Raw genomic sequence first — 15,040 nt, forward strand, 5'->3', positions numbered from 1 at the left:
AAGGCTGCCTCATCGCTAACTTTGCAACAGTGCCTCTGAGCGCCCTTTCCAGTCAGAACCCGCAGGCCGATCTTGCGGTCTGACAGCTCCTTCACCGTGTTGACCAGATGGGCAAGCGATCGTCCGAGGCGATCGAGCTTCCAGACCACCAGCACATCGCCGTCACGCAATGACTTGAGGCAGGCAGTCAAGCCAGGGCGATCATCACGACCGCCGGAAGCAAGATCATCATAGATATTGTCCCGTTCGACACCTGCGGCGCGCAAGGCGTCGTGCTGCAGGTCGAGAGACTGCGAGCCATCGGCTTTGGAGACGCGGGCATATCCGATCAGCATGTATCACAAACGTTGGTTTGAGGCGGCGCTTCGGCCACGATTGCATTGACCTCTGGAAATGTATCTCAACCAGCTTCATAAACAAAGCGTCTTGAACGCTATCAGATTTTGAAAAAGGAACATGTATGCCGCGTCGCGTCACTCTAACCGATCGGCAGAAAGACGCGCTGTTGCGCTTGCCGACTTCACAGACGGATTTGCTCAAGCACTATACGCTGAGTGATGAAGACTTTGGGCATATCAGGCTGCGTCGGCGCGCTCACAACAGGTTCGGCTTCGCCCTGCAATTGTGTGTCCTGCGCTATCCCGGCCGGGTGCTGGCTCCAGGCGAACTGATCCCTGCAGAGGTCATCGAATTTATCGGAGCGCAGCTTGGCCTGGGTGCCGACGATCTCGTAGACTATGCTGCCCGCGAGGAAACACGGCACGAGCATCTTGCCGAGTTACGGGGGCTCTACGGCTTCCGCACCTTCTCCGGACGTGGTGCGAGCGAGCTGAAGGAATGGTTGTTCCGAGAAGCCGAGATGGCTGTGTCGAACGAGGATATCGCCCGTCGCTTCGTAGCCGAGTGCCGACGCACCCGCACTGTCCTTCCCGCGACATCCACGATCGAGCGGCTTTGTGCCGCGGCTCTCGTCGATGCCGAGCGACGCATCGAGACGAGGATCGCCAGTCGGCTGCCTATGTCGATCCGAGAACAGTTGCTGGCATTGCTCGAGGAGACGGCTGATGATCGGGTGACCCGTTTTGTGTGGCTGCGCCAGTTCGAGCCTGGCTCGAACTCTTCGTCGGCCAACCGGCTGCTCGACCGGCTCGAATATCTGCAACGCGTCGATCTCCCCGAGGATCTGCTTGCCGGCGTTCCTGCCCATCGGGTGACTCGTCTGCGCAGGCAGGGTGAACGGTATTATGCCGACGGCATGCGCGATCTCCCGGAGGACAGGCGGCTTGCGATCTTGGCTGTTTGCGTCTCGGAATGGCAGGCGATGTTGGCCGACGCAGTGGTCGAAACCCACGACCGGATCGTCGGCCGTCTCTACCGTGCTTCGGAGCGTATTTGCCATGCAAAGGTCGCAGACGAAGCGGGGGTGGTGCGTGACACCCTGAAATCCTTCGCCGAGATCGGGGGCGCCCTGGTCGATGCACAGGATGATGGCCAGCCGCTGGGCGATGTCATCGCGAGTGGGTCAGGGTGGGACGGCTTAAAAACCCTTGTTGCAATGGCAACCAGGCTGACCGCCACCATGGCCGACGATCCGCTCAATCATGTGCTCGACGGTTATCACCGCTTCCGCCGATACGCTCCACGCATGTTGCGCCTGCTCGATCTGCGAGCTGCGCCCGTTGCACTGCCGCTTCTGGAAGCGGTGACGGCCCTTCGTACCGGTTTGAACGATGCCGCGATGACCAGCTTCTTGCGGCCCAGCTCGAAATGGCATCGCCACCTTCGGGCCCAGAGGGCTGGCGACGCTCGCCTATGGGAGATCGCGGTGCTGTTCCATCTGCGCGATGCGTTCCGCTCCGGAGATGTCTGGCTTACTAGGTCCCGGCGCTATGGCGATCTGAAACACGCACTCGTTCCGGCACAAGCCATCGCGGAAGGCGGTCGTCTCGCTGTGCCATTGCGGCCGGAGGAATGGCTGGCAGACCGGCAAGCTCGCCTCGACATGCGGTTGCGCGAGCTTGGCCGTGCCGCTCGCGCAGGCACGATCCCGGGCGGGTCGATTGAAAACGGCGTTCTGCATATCGAGAAACTCGAAGCCGCCGCGCCGACAGGCGCCGAAGATCTGGTGCTCGATCTCTACAAGCAGATCCCGCCCACGCGCATCACCGATCTCCTGCTGGAGGTGGATGCGGCGACCGGCTTCACCGAAGCGTTCACCCATCTGCGCACAGGAGCACCCTGCGCTGACCGGATCGGGCTAATGAACGTTATCTTGGCGGAAGGGATCAACCTCGGCTTGCGCAAAATGGCGGATGCGACAAACACCCACACCTTCTGGGAATTGATCCGCATTGGACGGTGGCATGTCGAGGGCGAAGCCTATGACCGGGCGCTGGCCATGGTGGTCGAGGCACAGGCAGCGTTACCCATGGCCCGGTTCTGGGGCATGGGCACGTCGGCTTCGAGCGACGGACAGTTCTTCGTCGCTACAGAGCAAGGTGAGGCCATGAACCTGGTCAACGCGAAATATGGCAATACCCCGGGCCTGAAAGCCTATAGCCACGTCTCCGACCAATATGCGCCGTTCGCAACCCAGGTGATTCCTGCAACGGCAAGCGAAGCGCCTTACATCCTCGATGGCCTGCTGATGAACGATGCTGGACGCCATATCCGCGAGCAGTTCACCGACACGGGCGGCTTCACCGATCACGTCTTTGCCGCATGTGCCATTCTCGGCTACCGGTTCGCTCCGCGCATCCGCGACCTGCCATCCAAACGGCTCTACGCGTTCAATCCGTCGGCCGCCCCGGCGCACCTGCGAGCGTTGATCGGCGGAAAGGTCAACCAAGCCATGATCGAGCGCAATTGGCCCGACATCCTGCGCATCGCCGCCACCATTGCTGCCGGGACCGTCGCGCCAAGCCAGATTCTGCGGAAACTCGCCTCCTATCCGCGGCAGAACGAGCTCGCGACAGCCCTGCGGGAAGTCGGTCGCGTCGAGCGCACCCTGTTCATGATCGACTGGATTCTGGATGCCGAACTCCAACGGCGTGCCCAGATCGGGCTCAACAAAGGCGAAGCTCATCATGCGCTGAAGCGGGCAATCAGCTTCCACCGCCGCGGTGAAATCCGCGACCGTTCCGCCGAAGGCCAGCATTACCGCATCGCCGGCATGAATCTGCTCGCCGCCATCATCATCTTCTGGAACACCATGAAGCTCGGCGAGGTCGTTGCAAACCAGAAACGCGATGGAAAGCTGCTATCGCCCGATCTCTTGGCCCATGTTTCGCCGCTCGGATGGGAACACATCAATCTCACCGGAGAATATCGCTGGCCAAAGCCTTAGCGTAGGATTCCGCCCCCTCCCGCAAACGACCCCAAGATGTTCATGGTCTCCCCGATCACTGCCCGGAAATGGGCAGGCCGCTACCGGGAAGAGGGTGAGTTTGGGATGCAGGATCGCTCCAGCAAGCCGCACCGGATCCCAGGCAGGACGCCCGAGCATGTCAAGAAGAAGATCATCAACCTGCGCTGGCGGCTTCGACTGGGGCCAGCCCAGATCGCTGCGCGACTTGGTCTCTCGACGTCGACTGTTCACGCGGTCCTCGTCCGTTGCCGCGTGAACCGCCTCTCGCATATCGATCGTGTCACTGGCGAGCCATTGCGGCGATATGAGCATCCTCATCCGGGATCGTTGATTCATGTCGATGTCACGAAGTTCGGCAACATCCCCGACGGCGGTGGACATCGTTACGTAGGTCGGCAGCAAGGCGCACGGAACAAGCTCGCGACTCCGGGATTACCACGAGGAAAAGATCACAAGCCGCGCACCGGGACGGCGTTCGTTCACACAGTCATCGACGACCACTCCCGCGTCGCATACGCAGAAATCTGGTCGGATGAGCAGGCGAGCACAGCGGTGGGAGTTCTCGAACGCGCCGTGGCCTGGTTCGCCGAACGAGGCGTGACCGTCGAGCGAGTCCTATCCGACAACGGGTCGGCATACAGATCCCACGCATGGAGGGACTTCTGCGCTCGGCTCGGCATCCGACACAAGCGGACACGCCCCTACCGGCCGCAGACGAACGGGAAGATCGAGCGATTCCACCGCACGCTCGGGGACGGCTGGGCCTATGCCAGGTTTTACGGTTCAGAGGCCGAACGACGCCTGGCGCTGCCCGGCTGGCTCCACTTCTACAACCACCACCGACACCACTCTGCGATTGGCGGCGTACCCTTCGACCGACTCAACAACGTCCCTGGACATCACACCTAGGCGCAGTAATACCTTAAATTCGGTACCCCTATTCAGCTGCGCCTTGGGCTGGTGCAGGAAAACCACACACTTTCAAGGCTTCCCAGAGGATAGGCAGTGTCGGTTTCCTAGTTAGCTTCAGCTGCGGCAAAACCATTGCCAGTGACATCGAGCGCGCCGACCGCGCCGGAGGCCGGGTCGCTCAGCGCAGCATCGCGGACAGCCTTCGCCACGGCCGGCATGACGCGCGGGTCCAGCGCCGACGGGATAATGCGGTCGGCACTCAGGTCTTCTACACCGACATTTGCAATCGCCTGAGTAGCAGCCAGCTTCATGGCCTCGGTGATGCGCTTGGCACCCGCCTCCAGTGCGCCACGGAACAGACCCGGGAAGGCCAGCACATTATTAATCTGGTTTGGATGATCCGAGCGGCCGGTGGCCACCACGGCGCCGTACTTGCGTGCGACTTCCATCGGAATCTCCGGAATCGGATTGGCCAGCGAGAACAGGATCGGGTCGGCGGCCATCTGGCTAATCGCATCCTCGCCGATACGGCCGGCAGAGACGCCGATGAACACGTTAGCGTCGACAAGCGCATCGTTGATCGAGCCGGTGATGCCGCGTGGGTTGGTCATGCTGGCGACCCACTGCTTGATGTCGCTCAGCGGCTCGCGGTCCGGATGGATGATGCCGCGCGAATCGACGACAACGATGTCGGACACGCCAGCGGACAGCAGCATCTTCGTCGCAGCGACACCAGCGGCACCGGCGCCGGAGATGACCACGCGGAGATCCTGGAAGCTGCGGCCGGTCAGCTTGCAGGCGTTGATTAGTCCGGCGGCGATGACGATGGCGGTGCCGTGCTGGTCGTCGTGGAAAATGGGAATGTCGAGCTCTTGGTCGAGACGCTGCTCAATCTCGAAGCAGCGAGGCGCGGAGATGTCTTCGAGGTTCACGCCGCCAAACGACGGTGCCAGCGCCTTGACCGTCTGGATGATTTCCTCCGTGTCGAGGGTATCCAGGACGATTGGCACTGCGGAGATACCGGCGAACTGCTCGAAGAGCTGGGCCTTTCCTTCCATCACAGGCAGTGCAGCCTTGGATCCGATGTCGCCAAGACCAAGCACTGCGGTGCCGTCGGAAACCACTGCGACGTTCTGGCCGGTCCAGGTGTAGGTGCGTGCCAGGGCCGGATCTTCGTGGATGGCCTCACAGACGCGGGCGACGCCTGGGGTGTAGCCGATGGAGAGGTCGCGAATCGTCTCGAGCTTCATGGTCGAATGTGAGCGGAGCTTACCTCCGCGGTGTGCCTCAAAGATCTCCGCATCGGTGATGGTCGACGGATCTGTGGGGGCGGTGTCCTCCGGTACTGCGTGAAGCGGCGTCTTAGCGGAGTTCGCGTTCGCAGTGTGGTCGGAGGAGCTAGAGGAAGAATTCGCAGCAGGCATGATGACAGTCCAAAACGTGTTGAGTACTGAGTACCGTGTTGAGTACTGAGTACTTTGTACTTTGAGAAAACTCGACCGCGGCGTGAGCTGCTGGTGGGCAGTGCGTAAAGCCGGGAGCAATGGCTGGAAGGTGATACCTAGTGGTGTGCGTAAAAACCAAACCAGTCTTGCTATACGGGATTGGTATCTCATTATATGGACGGTAGGGTGGAAAATAAAATCTTTGCGGTTGGGGAGCGGGGCGGAACCTTTCTGCTGAAGCTCAGTTTGCGTCACCTCGCGCCCTATAATCAGAATTCAATCGATTGAAAGGTCCATTTCGTCCCATGCAAGATCAGACCAAGCTCATCCACTCCGGCTACGTTCCAGGTAATAAAGACCCGCGTCAGGTGCCGATTATTCAGTCGACGACCTACACGTTCGACTCCTCCGACGACATTGCTGCCGTCTTTGACGAACCAACTCACGCACTGATTTACTCCCGCTTCGCGAACCCAACGGTTATGGCCGTCGAAGAGAAAATCGCCGACCTTGAGGGCGGCGCCGCAGCAATGGCTACTACCTCCGGCCAGGCCGCAACTGCACTCGCAATCATGAACCTCTGCTCCGCGGGCGACTCGTTTGTCACCTCGTCGGAAATCTACGGTGGTACCTCGAACCTCTTCGCTACCACGCTGAAGCGCTTCGGTATCGAGGCAATCTTCGTCAATCAGAATGCCTCCGAGGAGGAAATCGCCGCAGCATTCAAACCGAACACCAAGGCGCTATTTGGTGAAATCATTGCCAACCCGGCGATGAGTGTGCTCGATGTCGAGAAGTTCGCCCGCATCGCCCACGGCCAGGGGGTACCGCTGATTGTCGACAGCACCTTCGCCACCCCGATTCTGTGTAAGCCCATCGAGCACGGCGCAGACATCGTCGTCCACTCCACTTCTAAGTACATGGACGGCCACGCGATCCAGGTCGGCGGCGTCATCGTCGACTCTGGCAAGTTCGACTTCACCAACGGCAAGTTCCCCGACTTTACCGAGCCCGACGAGTCCTACCACGGCGTCATCTACACCAAGGACTACGCCGTCGCGCCGTTCGTCATTAAGGCGCGCATGCAGCTACAGCGCGACTTCGGCGCGTACCCAGCAGCTCACTCCGCCTTCATGCTGAACCAGTCGCTCGAAAGTCTCGACGTTCGCATGCGTCGTCACTGCGAGAACGCACTGAAGGTCGCCGAATACCTCGAATCGCGCACGGATTTGCTTAACGACGTTCGTTACCCCGGCCTGAAATCTTCTCCGTACTACGAGCTTGCTCAGAAGTACCTCGACGGAGCTTCCGGTGTGGTCACGATTGACCTCAAGGGTGGCCGTGAAGCTGGCACGACCTTCATGGATGCGCTGAAACTGGTGACCCGTCAGGTGCACGTGGCCGACTCTCGTTCCTGCGTGCTGCACCCGGCTTCCACCACGCACCGCCAGGTTCCGGATGAGCAGCTGCCGTCGGTGGGAATCACCCCTGGTCTTGTTCGACTGTCCATTGGTTTGGAAAATGTTGACGATATTATTGCCGATATTGAGCAAGCGCTGGCCAAGGTTGAAAGCTAGTTTGTCGAGAGTTTAGCCAGGTCCAATCCCCGTTTGGCGGGGTAGGGCCTGGTTTTTTCTTGCCTTTAGCGGCGTCTTATGGTTCGTGAATCGAAAATATTTGTGTAGTGCGGAAGATTGAATCCAGGGTTGCTGAGATAGTTCCAACTGACGACAGAGAGCTGTTCGTTTATTGCAACTTCTACACAGGAGGCTTATTACGATGTCCGATTCCACTTTCCCTCAGAACCCACAGAGCCCACAGAACCCGTATGACCCCGAGGGGTCATATGGTTCCCAGAATCCGTATGGCACCCAGAATCCGCAGGCTTCGCTGGGGCAGCAGTCCTACCAGCACAACCCGCAGGATCCGCTCGGCCAGCAGTCCTACCCGCAGGGGTCGTCGGCAGCTGGGCAGATGGCTCAGGCTCCGAAAGAAAAGAAGAAGGGTGGCTGCTTCAAGTGGGGTGGTATCGCCGCGGGTGCTGTTGTGGTCCTAGCCGTGGCGGCCAGCTTGACCGGTGGCGGCGATGCTGATTCGGGCTCCGATTCTGAAGCTGCGTCTCTCTTTGATTCGGACACTGCAGTTGCGGCTGATTCTGGCTCTGTTGAGAATGCCGATTTCGCTGAGAACCCTGGGGCTGCTCTAGATGAGCAGGACGATACAGAGAAGCAGGAAAAGCAGGATGAGAAGGTTCCGACCGAGTACAAGAATGCTCTCCGAAAGGCCAAGAGTTACTCGGATTTGATGCACATGTCGAAGGCCGGCATCTATGACCAGCTGACCTCGGAGTATGGCGAGAAGTTCTCGCCGGAGGCTGCCCAGTATGCAATGGACAACCTTGAAGTGGACTGGAATAAGAATGCACTGGAAAAGGCGCGCTCTTACCAGGATTCGATGGCAATGTCCCCGGATGCGATTTACGATCAGCTGACGTCGGAATATGGCGAGCAGTTTACCCCGGAGGAAGCTCAGTACGCGGTGGATAACCTGTAGCAGCGGGTTTCGTTTGTTGATGACGCCAATTGGCCAGAGCCCCGTTTGGATGCATGCTGCAAAAGGACGGTTTCCGCTTCACCAGAATGCATTTGCTGCACACTTAACGGCTCCTGGTGAAGCGGAAACCGTCTTGGCTGTTTTATGGCGTGCCCTGGCAGTTGAGCGACTGTCGGCAGCAAAACTTCGGCGCGGTGCAGATTGTGCCGAGAAAAATGTGGATTAGATGGCTGATTATGCATATTTCTCTAATGGCTCGTGGATGATAGGTGCTGCTGAAGGCGAGCCTTAGGGGAGTCCTATGTACTTTGTGGCAATAGATGAAAGGATTATCGAAAAGTCACATCGCGAATTAAAAGAGATAATTCGGTTTGCATACAATGCTGTAGAGATTGCTTTGTAGGTTAGTTCCTGCATATTGATCCAAAGAATCAATACCATCGGCAAATGGGTATCACGATAATTGTCAGCGTGTCGGCACCGATCTTTGTGGAGAACGAAATCGTCTTGTCCGTACCACCAGCACATCCTGAAGAATTTAAGCAGGCGGTGATGACCACGTTCCGCGTGGTGAAGGTTACGTGCACAAATGATATCAACGTGCCGACCATATCAGATTCGGCTGGACCTGCTGAAGACTGGGCAGGCTGCAAATAATAGGGTAGCCATCCGGCTACCCCGGCAGTCGAATGGCTGGAGACATAGTGTTTTAATGCGTTAACTTAATTGTGTACCTGGATTGTCTATAGGTCGTCCGAAGGGGTTCTTTATGCAAAAGAAGATTCGAAGTCTTTTCAACAGGTTGTTGGCCGGGATTGGGATAGACATCTCTATGTCTGGTGCAGTTACCCTCACCTGCACATGCTGAAAGTATTGAAGAACTCGCTAAGCAAGGAGTTCTCGAATGGCGAATTAAGCCAGATATTCCCAACGAGAATCCGTTGAACTCTGTACCCATGTCGTGGAACCCCGATTCGGGGTTTCCGCCATTTGCAGCGTGCGGTCCAGCAACCGACACATTAAAAACGGTAGCAAGCTGGAAGTATGTTGATTTAGGAACGCCGCAAGACTTCATGCACGCAAATGAAATTACATTGCGCTGTGGAGATGCTCATCACGGATTAAAGCACATCCGACAGAATCATCCTGAATGGTCAACGCTCGCAGACATTGAAGGAAAGGACGGGGATTCACTAATCCGGATTGCGATTGATGCTGCACTGGAGAACACTACGTGGTCAAAGAGAGTTGAACCTTCAAGTCAGAATCGTGATGGTAAGTTTTGCGCGTCCGCTCAGATTTACTTAGTTGATAAAGTCCGAGGGATAATTGTAAGGACACTTGAACCATCAATCTTTGTCGCTGAACATGGCCACCACGTTATTACTGCCTACCCCACCAATACGTCGAGGTGTAAATAGTATGGGGTTTGCACAAAAATTTATCGGTGCTCTTGAGGCAGACACCCATGTCGATGCTGACCATGCTGCTTTTATCGGATCTGACGGCGATGCTGTTTTGATTCGATACCGGGGCCGGGATTTGCAGTGGCAGATTCCTGTGCGAATCAATGAACCCGGTTGGCAGAAAATGGACTATATTACAAGCAGCTTTGATGGTGTAGATTTTGGTCTCTTCTTAGATGAGGAGCTTTATAAACTGAACGAAAAGGAGTGGATTAAACCGGAGTTGCACCTTAGTGATGACACAGGGAAGTGGCATTTGGTAGAAACAGCTAAGACCTTTACCTAGTCTGGGCAGTCTTCACCGTAGTAATCACTAACTCCAATCATCAATCCCGTCACATTGGTGAATTGCTCCCCATTAGTTGGACTGAGAAATCAGTTACCGACTCGTGGGGAGTAGCTTTCATTGAGAGCACGAAGTTCGCTAAGTAAGCAGCAGCGTGAGCAGTTGGTTGAGCTTTTCGAACAGGGCAACGAACTCGATTTAGTTGTCCAGCTGGCTCCGGCCAAGTCGACGAGTGGATATGACCTGAAAATTACGAGTGTCTTTTTCCGCACGAGGAGAACGCGTACGCGGAATTGACGAAGATGGAAACATACGGGAGGTGACTTTCAATGATGGGTATCGTTTCGTTGTGCCAGAGGATCGAGAAGGAGTCTAGCCCGCGGGTGCAGTTCGACCGGCTGCATGGAGCAGGTGGTGACTTGACCCTCGAAATCTTCCTCAATGATCTCGTCGAAGCCCGAGCTTATGTGCCTGAATCTCTCAAGCGTGAGTTCCTTATGACCTGGGCCGATGAGCCAATCATTTTCGATGCAATCCCGGGGGAAGAGGAAGAGGGCATTACTCACGATCTCGTTGTCGAGTTCGCTGCGATGGACCCGGTAATCGACCTTGGTCCGAACTGGGGCTAATCAGAATCACGCCCTAACCAGCCCGGCCGCCCCACTACGGGGCGCGCCGGACTCCGTCATGGAAGGCCCCGCCCGTGGTGGACAACCGGTTTCGAAAACCGGCATGGGACGTCACAGCGTCGGGGTTCGATTCCTCGGGCATTTACCTCACACCCAGGTTGGTAGCGGGGCTTTCTTAATTCTAAAACAGGCCACCTAGACGGGTAGAGCAGGGTGCAATTCCCTGTATGGACACAGCATTAACCCCACATTCCCTTGGCGGGCTCTGTGGGGGGTTTGCGTACCCGAAGTGCTTTTCACCCAGGAGGGGCAAACCAAGTTATGTCTACGAATGAAGCGGCCGCTGATGTACCGGCCTCCGATTCCACGCCAGATGCTCCGGCGCAGGCTGAACCTGCTCGCGAGAATCACGGTGCGGAAGAGAAGCAGGAAATGACCATCGAGGATTACAAGTCCGCGTTGGACAAGGTTCGTCGTGAGGCGGCGAAGCATCGCACGGAAAACAAGGAGCCGCGCCCGTTGGCGCAGCGCGCTAAGGAAGGCGAAGAAGCTGGCAAGAGTGAGCTGCAAAAAGCCCACATGGCACAGCTCGGTTTAGAAGTAGCCCGGCACGAATCCAAGGCTACGGCCCCACGCCACCGACGACGCAGTGGTTAGAGCAGCCGGTTTTGGCGAGAAACCATCAAACATCGTCCTCGAGCTCGTTGACGATGAGGCTAACGAACTCAATAAAAGAATCGGTACCGGCCTTTGCATTCCCCAATTACCCACGAGTCATTGAGTAAATGAGCGCACGCCTGACCCGCACCCTCATGCGCCATACCTTCAACGCCGGCCGATAAGCAGTCGCAGACACCGTACGGCTCGGCAGAGTCCGCAACGCAATAACCAAACACCCAATCGGACGCAGCGTCGGCTACGCTCGAGTACTCACAGGGCAAGAATCCTGCGCCTTCTGCGCAATGCTCGCTTCTCGCGGCCCCGTCTACTCCGAAGACACCGCTACGCGCCGGGCTGATGGGCGTCGGTATCACGATGGGTGTGACTGTCGTGCGGTTCTTGTTATTGAGGGGCAGCCGTGGGAAGGGGAGCAGGAGTTTCATCGGTTGCAAGCAGCCTGGCGGGAGGCAACATGGGGAGATGGAGCCCCAGCGCAAGATCAATGGAAAAGATGGCAGAGCCATGTCAGTGAGAATGGCAGCGGTAGCTATATCAAGAATCTTCTCGCTGTGGACGCTGAGCGAGGCGCAGCGCCACCAAAACTTCTCGGCGTGTCCCGGAAAGGTTCGAAGCGAACGGCCAAAACAGCGCTTATAGGGGCCAACCCCACTGGCGATGCAGGCAACTGTATCCGAAGCGTAAATGCATGGCTGATGCGAATGCAAGGATACGATATTTCGGCAATTCCCGGACAGCCTTCAGTCGACGCTGAAGCTTCCTCTAAGACCTGGCGCGATGACCGTGGAAAACCACCGCAATGGACTGGCTCAGATCATGAAACCGGCGGGTTAGCTTGGGAAAAGGTACGAAATGAACTTGAGAAAATGCCGGAGGGCAGTTTCGGTCTAATCAGGTATAGGCGCAGGATGACTGCTCACGTGACAGGCTGGGAAAAGACTGGCAATGGCCTAATCCAAGCTATTGAGGGATTCGAGTATGACATCGAGAAAGGCGCTGCAGGAAGTTTCCGTTGGGTCAACATGCAGGGGTTCCGCCCAACGCCTGACACAGTTAAAATAGTAAGGGAGGAGTAAAGATGATTGAAAGCATTGCTGCTTTGCGGGAAACGGTGGCTGCAGCGACTGGGAAGCAAATAAACCAGTTCGCAGATTCTGCATTTCGGTTCAACAATCATTGGATGATAGGACCTGCGGAGAATGAGCCTGAGGGGAGCCCTGCGTATCTCGTAACTCCGGAAGGATTATGTTTAAAGAAGACTCATCAAGATTCCGATGAGATTGATGACTTCGTCTCTCAGGCAGTCGAAGTAACCGGATAGCCATCATTCAATGAATAAAGCCATGTAGGAGCCACATTCGTGAGGTGCGAGTCCCCGCCATGGCACTGCCCCGCACCACATCGGTGGTGGCGGGGTTTTCTTATACCCGAAAACTGATTCACCCAGGAGCTAACGCAGGACCTAGCAAGCAATACGTGGCTCACTTTTGGCTCAAAATACCCGTGAAAGTACGTGAAAGTGCGTGAAAAAGAGTGAAAGATAGTGAATACGCAGACAAGCAAAAACCCGCCCCCACCAGGCTAAAAACCAGGTGAAAGCGGGTTTTAAAATCGTGCCCCCGGTGAGACTCGAACTCACACTGGACGGGTTTTGAATCCGTTGCCTCTGCCAATTGGGCTACAGGGGCGCAAAGCCGTCGATAAGCGAAAATGCTCTATCGAAGCGACCTTGACTAGTCTAGTCCATCGACCCCGAATTAGAAAAACGGCGCTGCGCATAAGCGACGACGCTGACGATTGCGGCGCCGAGAATGAACAGTCCGAGGGCGAGTCCCCAGTCGGAGCCGATGTCCTGGAGCTCGTTGTTTTCGGTCTGCCACGGCCAGAGAGCGCGCAGAGAACCGAGCATGAGTCCGGACATGGCGACCAGCGTGAGCGCCTGATGTGTACTCAACAGCCATTCGAGGAGACGGATGAACAGGACGATGCCAATCAGTGCGCCGACGAAGAACGTGCCGATGTAGGCGACGTCACGATCATGAATTGCGCCCATGGTCGGTGCGTAGAGACCGATGACCAGCAGGAAGAAGGAACCGGAAACGCCCGGCAGGACCAGCGCGCACACGGCAATCGAGGCGGCGATGAGTACAAGCCACAGAGGTGGCTGCGTCGGTGCGGCCTGGGGAAGGGAAGTCAGCGTGAACAGGGCGATGCTGAAAAACAGGAAGACGGCGATGGCCTTGCCGCGCATGCCCGGCTGACGCAGGGCACCCGGCTGCAGCTCGTTCAGCGGCATGGTGATTGAGGCGGCGATCATGCCCATGAACAGTGCTCGGGAAGCGACCGGCTGGTTGGTGACGAAGTCCTCCATGATGCCGGCCAGGGAGAAGACTACGGCAACCATGCCGATAGCCACCGGGATGAGCAGCCACCAGTCAACCCTGCGTAGGTCCTCCTTGAAGGTGCCCTTGGAGATCGCCCGCGGCAGGTCGGTGATGCGCTTTGCCGACTCAATCAGGCGTCCGTAGATGCCTGTAATCAGTGCAAGCGTACCTCCGGAGACACCCGGAATCGTCTCGGCGAGACCAATGAGGCCACCACGAACTGCGTTGGCGATGACATCCAGCGGGGTCGGCTTCGGGATTTCAGAGTAGGGGCTCGTGGTCGGCAGCGTAGTCGACTCTGCACCAGGAGCGCTCATATTTTCAGTAGACATCGCAGGCCATTGTATGTCTTCCACCTGAGAAGAACCGTATTTCCGTGTGTGTATTAGCAGCTTCGGAGTGCGATTAAGGACACAAAATAAAAAAGCAGCGCCTGGGGCGGCGCTGCTGATTCAGTGAGTTACGCAGGAGTAGGCGGTGGGTGGTGGATGGTGGGGCTGGTTCCTGAGCTGTGCTCGGACCTTAGCCGTGCTCGATAATCTGCTGCAGGCAGCTACCTAGGGCCTCCACCGAGATTTTCGGCGCGTTGGTCTCGTCGATCAAACCGGTATCGGAAAGAACTAGGTATCCGACGCAGAGGGAAATAACCATCTGGCTGCGGTACACAGCAGTTTCGTGGCTGATGTCCTCTGGGCCGTCTTCTTCGACGCGGTGAATCAGGTCGTCGGCGATAGCTTCATTGAACCGTTCGGCGATGACTTTTGCAGTTTCCTCGGAGTCAAGGGATCCGACGATCAGCGGAATCATGGACTGTCCGGCCATTCCTTGACCAGTCAAAATAGCGCTGGCCATCCGCTGGCCAAGTTCATTGAAAGGAGCTCGGCTGAGCGTGCCTTTGAACTGGCTGAAGTCAATCAGTTCGGCCATGAGGCCTTCTTTGGAGCCGAAGTACTTGATGATGAGCGGCGCGCTAACGCCCGCATCGCTGGCAATCTCCTTCAGCGGCACGCTTCGCAAAGGCTTGCGCGCGAAGTGCCGAGCTGCAGCCACGATAATGCGCTCGCGGGTGGACTGGGCACTCCGTTGGAAATTGGTCGAATCGAACTCACTCATGCTGACGAGTCTAAAGCCATGAAAGCGTAACTACGCCAATTGCTTTCAGGTGCACGCGCAGGACGTGGCGATATGTTTTCGCGGCCACCTCAAAGAGGGGGTAATTTCTAGACGCCTCATTGGGGGCAGGTTCTATGCCTGTTGTTGAACAATCGTTGGAAAATATGGAAAAACTCCAGGAAGATAAGGCGAATATTAAAGTTGGAT

13 protein-coding genes, 1 tRNA gene and 1 pseudogene are annotated in these 15,040 nt (G+C 57.0%); 10 read left to right on the forward strand and 5 right to left on the reverse strand.

Features of this window, described 5'->3' with window-relative positions:
• Nucleotides 1-335 (reverse strand): recombinase family protein (locus HMPREF2847_RS06710; protein WP_141751974.1); only part of this gene is annotated, 335 nt, incomplete at its 3' end.
• A 125-nt stretch (nt 336-460) separates the two neighbouring features.
• On the opposite strand from HMPREF2847_RS06710, the gene HMPREF2847_RS06715 reads away from it, so the two are divergent.
• Both HMPREF2847_RS06715 and HMPREF2847_RS06720 read left to right on the forward strand, forming a co-directional pair.
• The gene (locus tag HMPREF2847_RS06715) at nt 461-3,346 is read left to right on the forward strand and encodes a Tn3 family transposase (RefSeq protein ID WP_011116984.1); all 2,886 of its coding nucleotides are present in this window, start codon (nt 461-463) and stop codon (nt 3,344-3,346) included.
• A gap of 39 nt (nt 3,347-3,385) precedes the next feature.
• Nucleotides 3,386-4,276: pseudogene (locus HMPREF2847_RS06720) on the forward strand (IS481-like element IS5564 family transposase); the annotation flags it as partial.
• A 107-nt stretch (nt 4,277-4,383) separates the two neighbouring features.
• On the opposite strand, the gene HMPREF2847_RS06725 reads toward HMPREF2847_RS06720, so the two are convergent.
• Nucleotides 4,384-5,703, reverse strand: coding sequence for an NAD(P)-dependent malic enzyme (locus HMPREF2847_RS06725; protein ID WP_070851913.1), 1,320 nt, complete (start codon nt 5,701-5,703; stop codon nt 4,384-4,386).
• 326 nt (nt 5,704-6,029) lie between these two features.
• On the opposite strand from HMPREF2847_RS06725, the gene HMPREF2847_RS06730 reads away from it, so the two are divergent.
• The 8 genes from HMPREF2847_RS06730 to HMPREF2847_RS06770 all read left to right on the forward strand — a co-directional run bounded on the left by HMPREF2847_RS06730 (nt 6,030) and on the right by HMPREF2847_RS06770 (nt 12,657).
• Nucleotides 6,030-7,301 carry an O-acetylhomoserine aminocarboxypropyltransferase/cysteine synthase family protein gene (locus HMPREF2847_RS06730; protein WP_070851914.1) on the forward strand — a complete coding sequence of 424 codons (1,272 nt, stop codon included), beginning with the start codon at nt 6,030-6,032 and terminating at the stop codon, nt 7,299-7,301.
• 397 nt (nt 7,302-7,698) lie between these two features.
• Nucleotides 7,699-8,277 (forward strand): Ltp family lipoprotein, encoded by a 579-nt coding sequence (locus tag HMPREF2847_RS06735; RefSeq protein WP_070851943.1) that lies wholly within the window; start codon nt 7,699-7,701, stop codon nt 8,275-8,277.
• Between the two features lie 447 nt (nt 8,278-8,724).
• Nucleotides 8,725-8,934 carry a hypothetical protein gene (locus HMPREF2847_RS06740; protein ID WP_070841022.1) on the forward strand — a complete coding sequence of 70 codons (210 nt, stop codon included), beginning with the start codon at nt 8,725-8,727 and terminating at the stop codon, nt 8,932-8,934.
• A gap of 684 nt (nt 8,935-9,618) precedes the next feature.
• Nucleotides 9,619-10,029, forward strand: a complete 411-nt coding sequence (locus HMPREF2847_RS06745) for a hypothetical protein (protein ID WP_246821972.1) — start codon at nt 9,619-9,621, stop codon at nt 10,027-10,029.
• A gap of 329 nt (nt 10,030-10,358) precedes the next feature.
• Entirely contained in the window at nt 10,359-10,658 is a 300-nt protein-coding gene (locus tag HMPREF2847_RS06750; protein WP_052155528.1) for a hypothetical protein, read from the forward strand.
• Between the two features lie 321 nt (nt 10,659-10,979).
• Nucleotides 10,980-11,315 (forward strand): hypothetical protein, encoded by a 336-nt coding sequence (locus tag HMPREF2847_RS06755; protein ID WP_070851915.1) that lies wholly within the window; start codon nt 10,980-10,982, stop codon nt 11,313-11,315.
• A 305-nt stretch (nt 11,316-11,620) separates the two neighbouring features.
• The gene (locus tag HMPREF2847_RS11960; protein WP_141765065.1) at nt 11,621-12,412 is read left to right on the forward strand and encodes a VG15 protein; all 792 of its coding nucleotides are present in this window, start codon (nt 11,621-11,623) and stop codon (nt 12,410-12,412) included.
• Nucleotides 12,413-12,414: 2 nt separating this feature from the next.
• On the forward strand, nt 12,415-12,657 hold the full coding sequence (locus tag HMPREF2847_RS06770) for a hypothetical protein (RefSeq protein ID WP_070851918.1): 243 nt from the start codon (nt 12,415-12,417) through the stop codon (nt 12,655-12,657).
• 293 nt (nt 12,658-12,950) lie between these two features.
• Here HMPREF2847_RS06770 and HMPREF2847_RS06775 read toward each other — a convergent pair.
• The 3 genes from HMPREF2847_RS06775 to HMPREF2847_RS06785 all read right to left on the reverse strand — a co-directional run bounded on the left by HMPREF2847_RS06775 (nt 12,951) and on the right by HMPREF2847_RS06785 (nt 14,833).
• A tRNA-Leu gene (locus tag HMPREF2847_RS06775) sits at nt 12,951-13,024 on the reverse strand.
• Between the two features lie 50 nt (nt 13,025-13,074).
• Nucleotides 13,075-14,052 (reverse strand): DUF368 domain-containing protein, encoded by a 978-nt coding sequence (locus HMPREF2847_RS06780; protein ID WP_070851919.1) that lies wholly within the window; start codon nt 14,050-14,052, stop codon nt 13,075-13,077.
• 190 nt (nt 14,053-14,242) lie between these two features.
• Complete coding sequence (locus HMPREF2847_RS06785) at nt 14,243-14,833, reverse strand: TetR/AcrR family transcriptional regulator (RefSeq protein WP_070851920.1); 591 nt, start codon at nt 14,831-14,833, stop codon at nt 14,243-14,245.
• Nucleotides 14,834-15,040 lie beyond the last annotated feature (207 nt).

The organism is Corynebacterium sp. HMSC074C03, assembly GCF_001838285.1.
Classification (GTDB): Bacteria; Actinomycetota; Actinomycetes; order Mycobacteriales; family Mycobacteriaceae; genus Corynebacterium; species Corynebacterium amycolatum.

Coding starts and splice junctions, on each gene's coding strand:
- HMPREF2847_RS06750 (WP_052155528.1), top strand. CDS start 10,359: ATGATGGGTATCGTTTCGTTGTGCCAGAGGATCGAGAAGGAGTCTAGC.
- HMPREF2847_RS06755 (WP_070851915.1), top strand. CDS start 10,980: ATGTCTACGAATGAAGCGGCCGCTGATGTACCGGCCTCCGATTCCACG.
- HMPREF2847_RS11960 (WP_141765065.1), top strand. CDS start 11,621: ATGCTCGCTTCTCGCGGCCCCGTCTACTCCGAAGACACCGCTACGCGC.
- HMPREF2847_RS06770 (WP_070851918.1), top strand. CDS start 12,415: ATGATTGAAAGCATTGCTGCTTTGCGGGAAACGGTGGCTGCAGCGACT.
- HMPREF2847_RS06715 (WP_011116984.1), top strand. CDS start 461: ATGCCGCGTCGCGTCACTCTAACCGATCGGCAGAAAGACGCGCTGTTG.
- HMPREF2847_RS06785 (WP_070851920.1), bottom strand. CDS start 14,833: ATGAGTGAGTTCGATTCGACCAATTTCCAACGGAGTGCCCAGTCCACC.
- HMPREF2847_RS06735 (WP_070851943.1), top strand. CDS start 7,699: ATGGCTCAGGCTCCGAAAGAAAAGAAGAAGGGTGGCTGCTTCAAGTGG.
- HMPREF2847_RS06740 (WP_070841022.1), top strand. CDS start 8,725: ATGGGTATCACGATAATTGTCAGCGTGTCGGCACCGATCTTTGTGGAG.
- HMPREF2847_RS06780 (WP_070851919.1), bottom strand. CDS start 14,052: ATGTCTACTGAAAATATGAGCGCTCCTGGTGCAGAGTCGACTACGCTG.
- HMPREF2847_RS06730 (WP_070851914.1), top strand. CDS start 6,030: ATGCAAGATCAGACCAAGCTCATCCACTCCGGCTACGTTCCAGGTAAT.
- HMPREF2847_RS06725 (WP_070851913.1), bottom strand. CDS start 5,703: ATGCCTGCTGCGAATTCTTCCTCTAGCTCCTCCGACCACACTGCGAAC.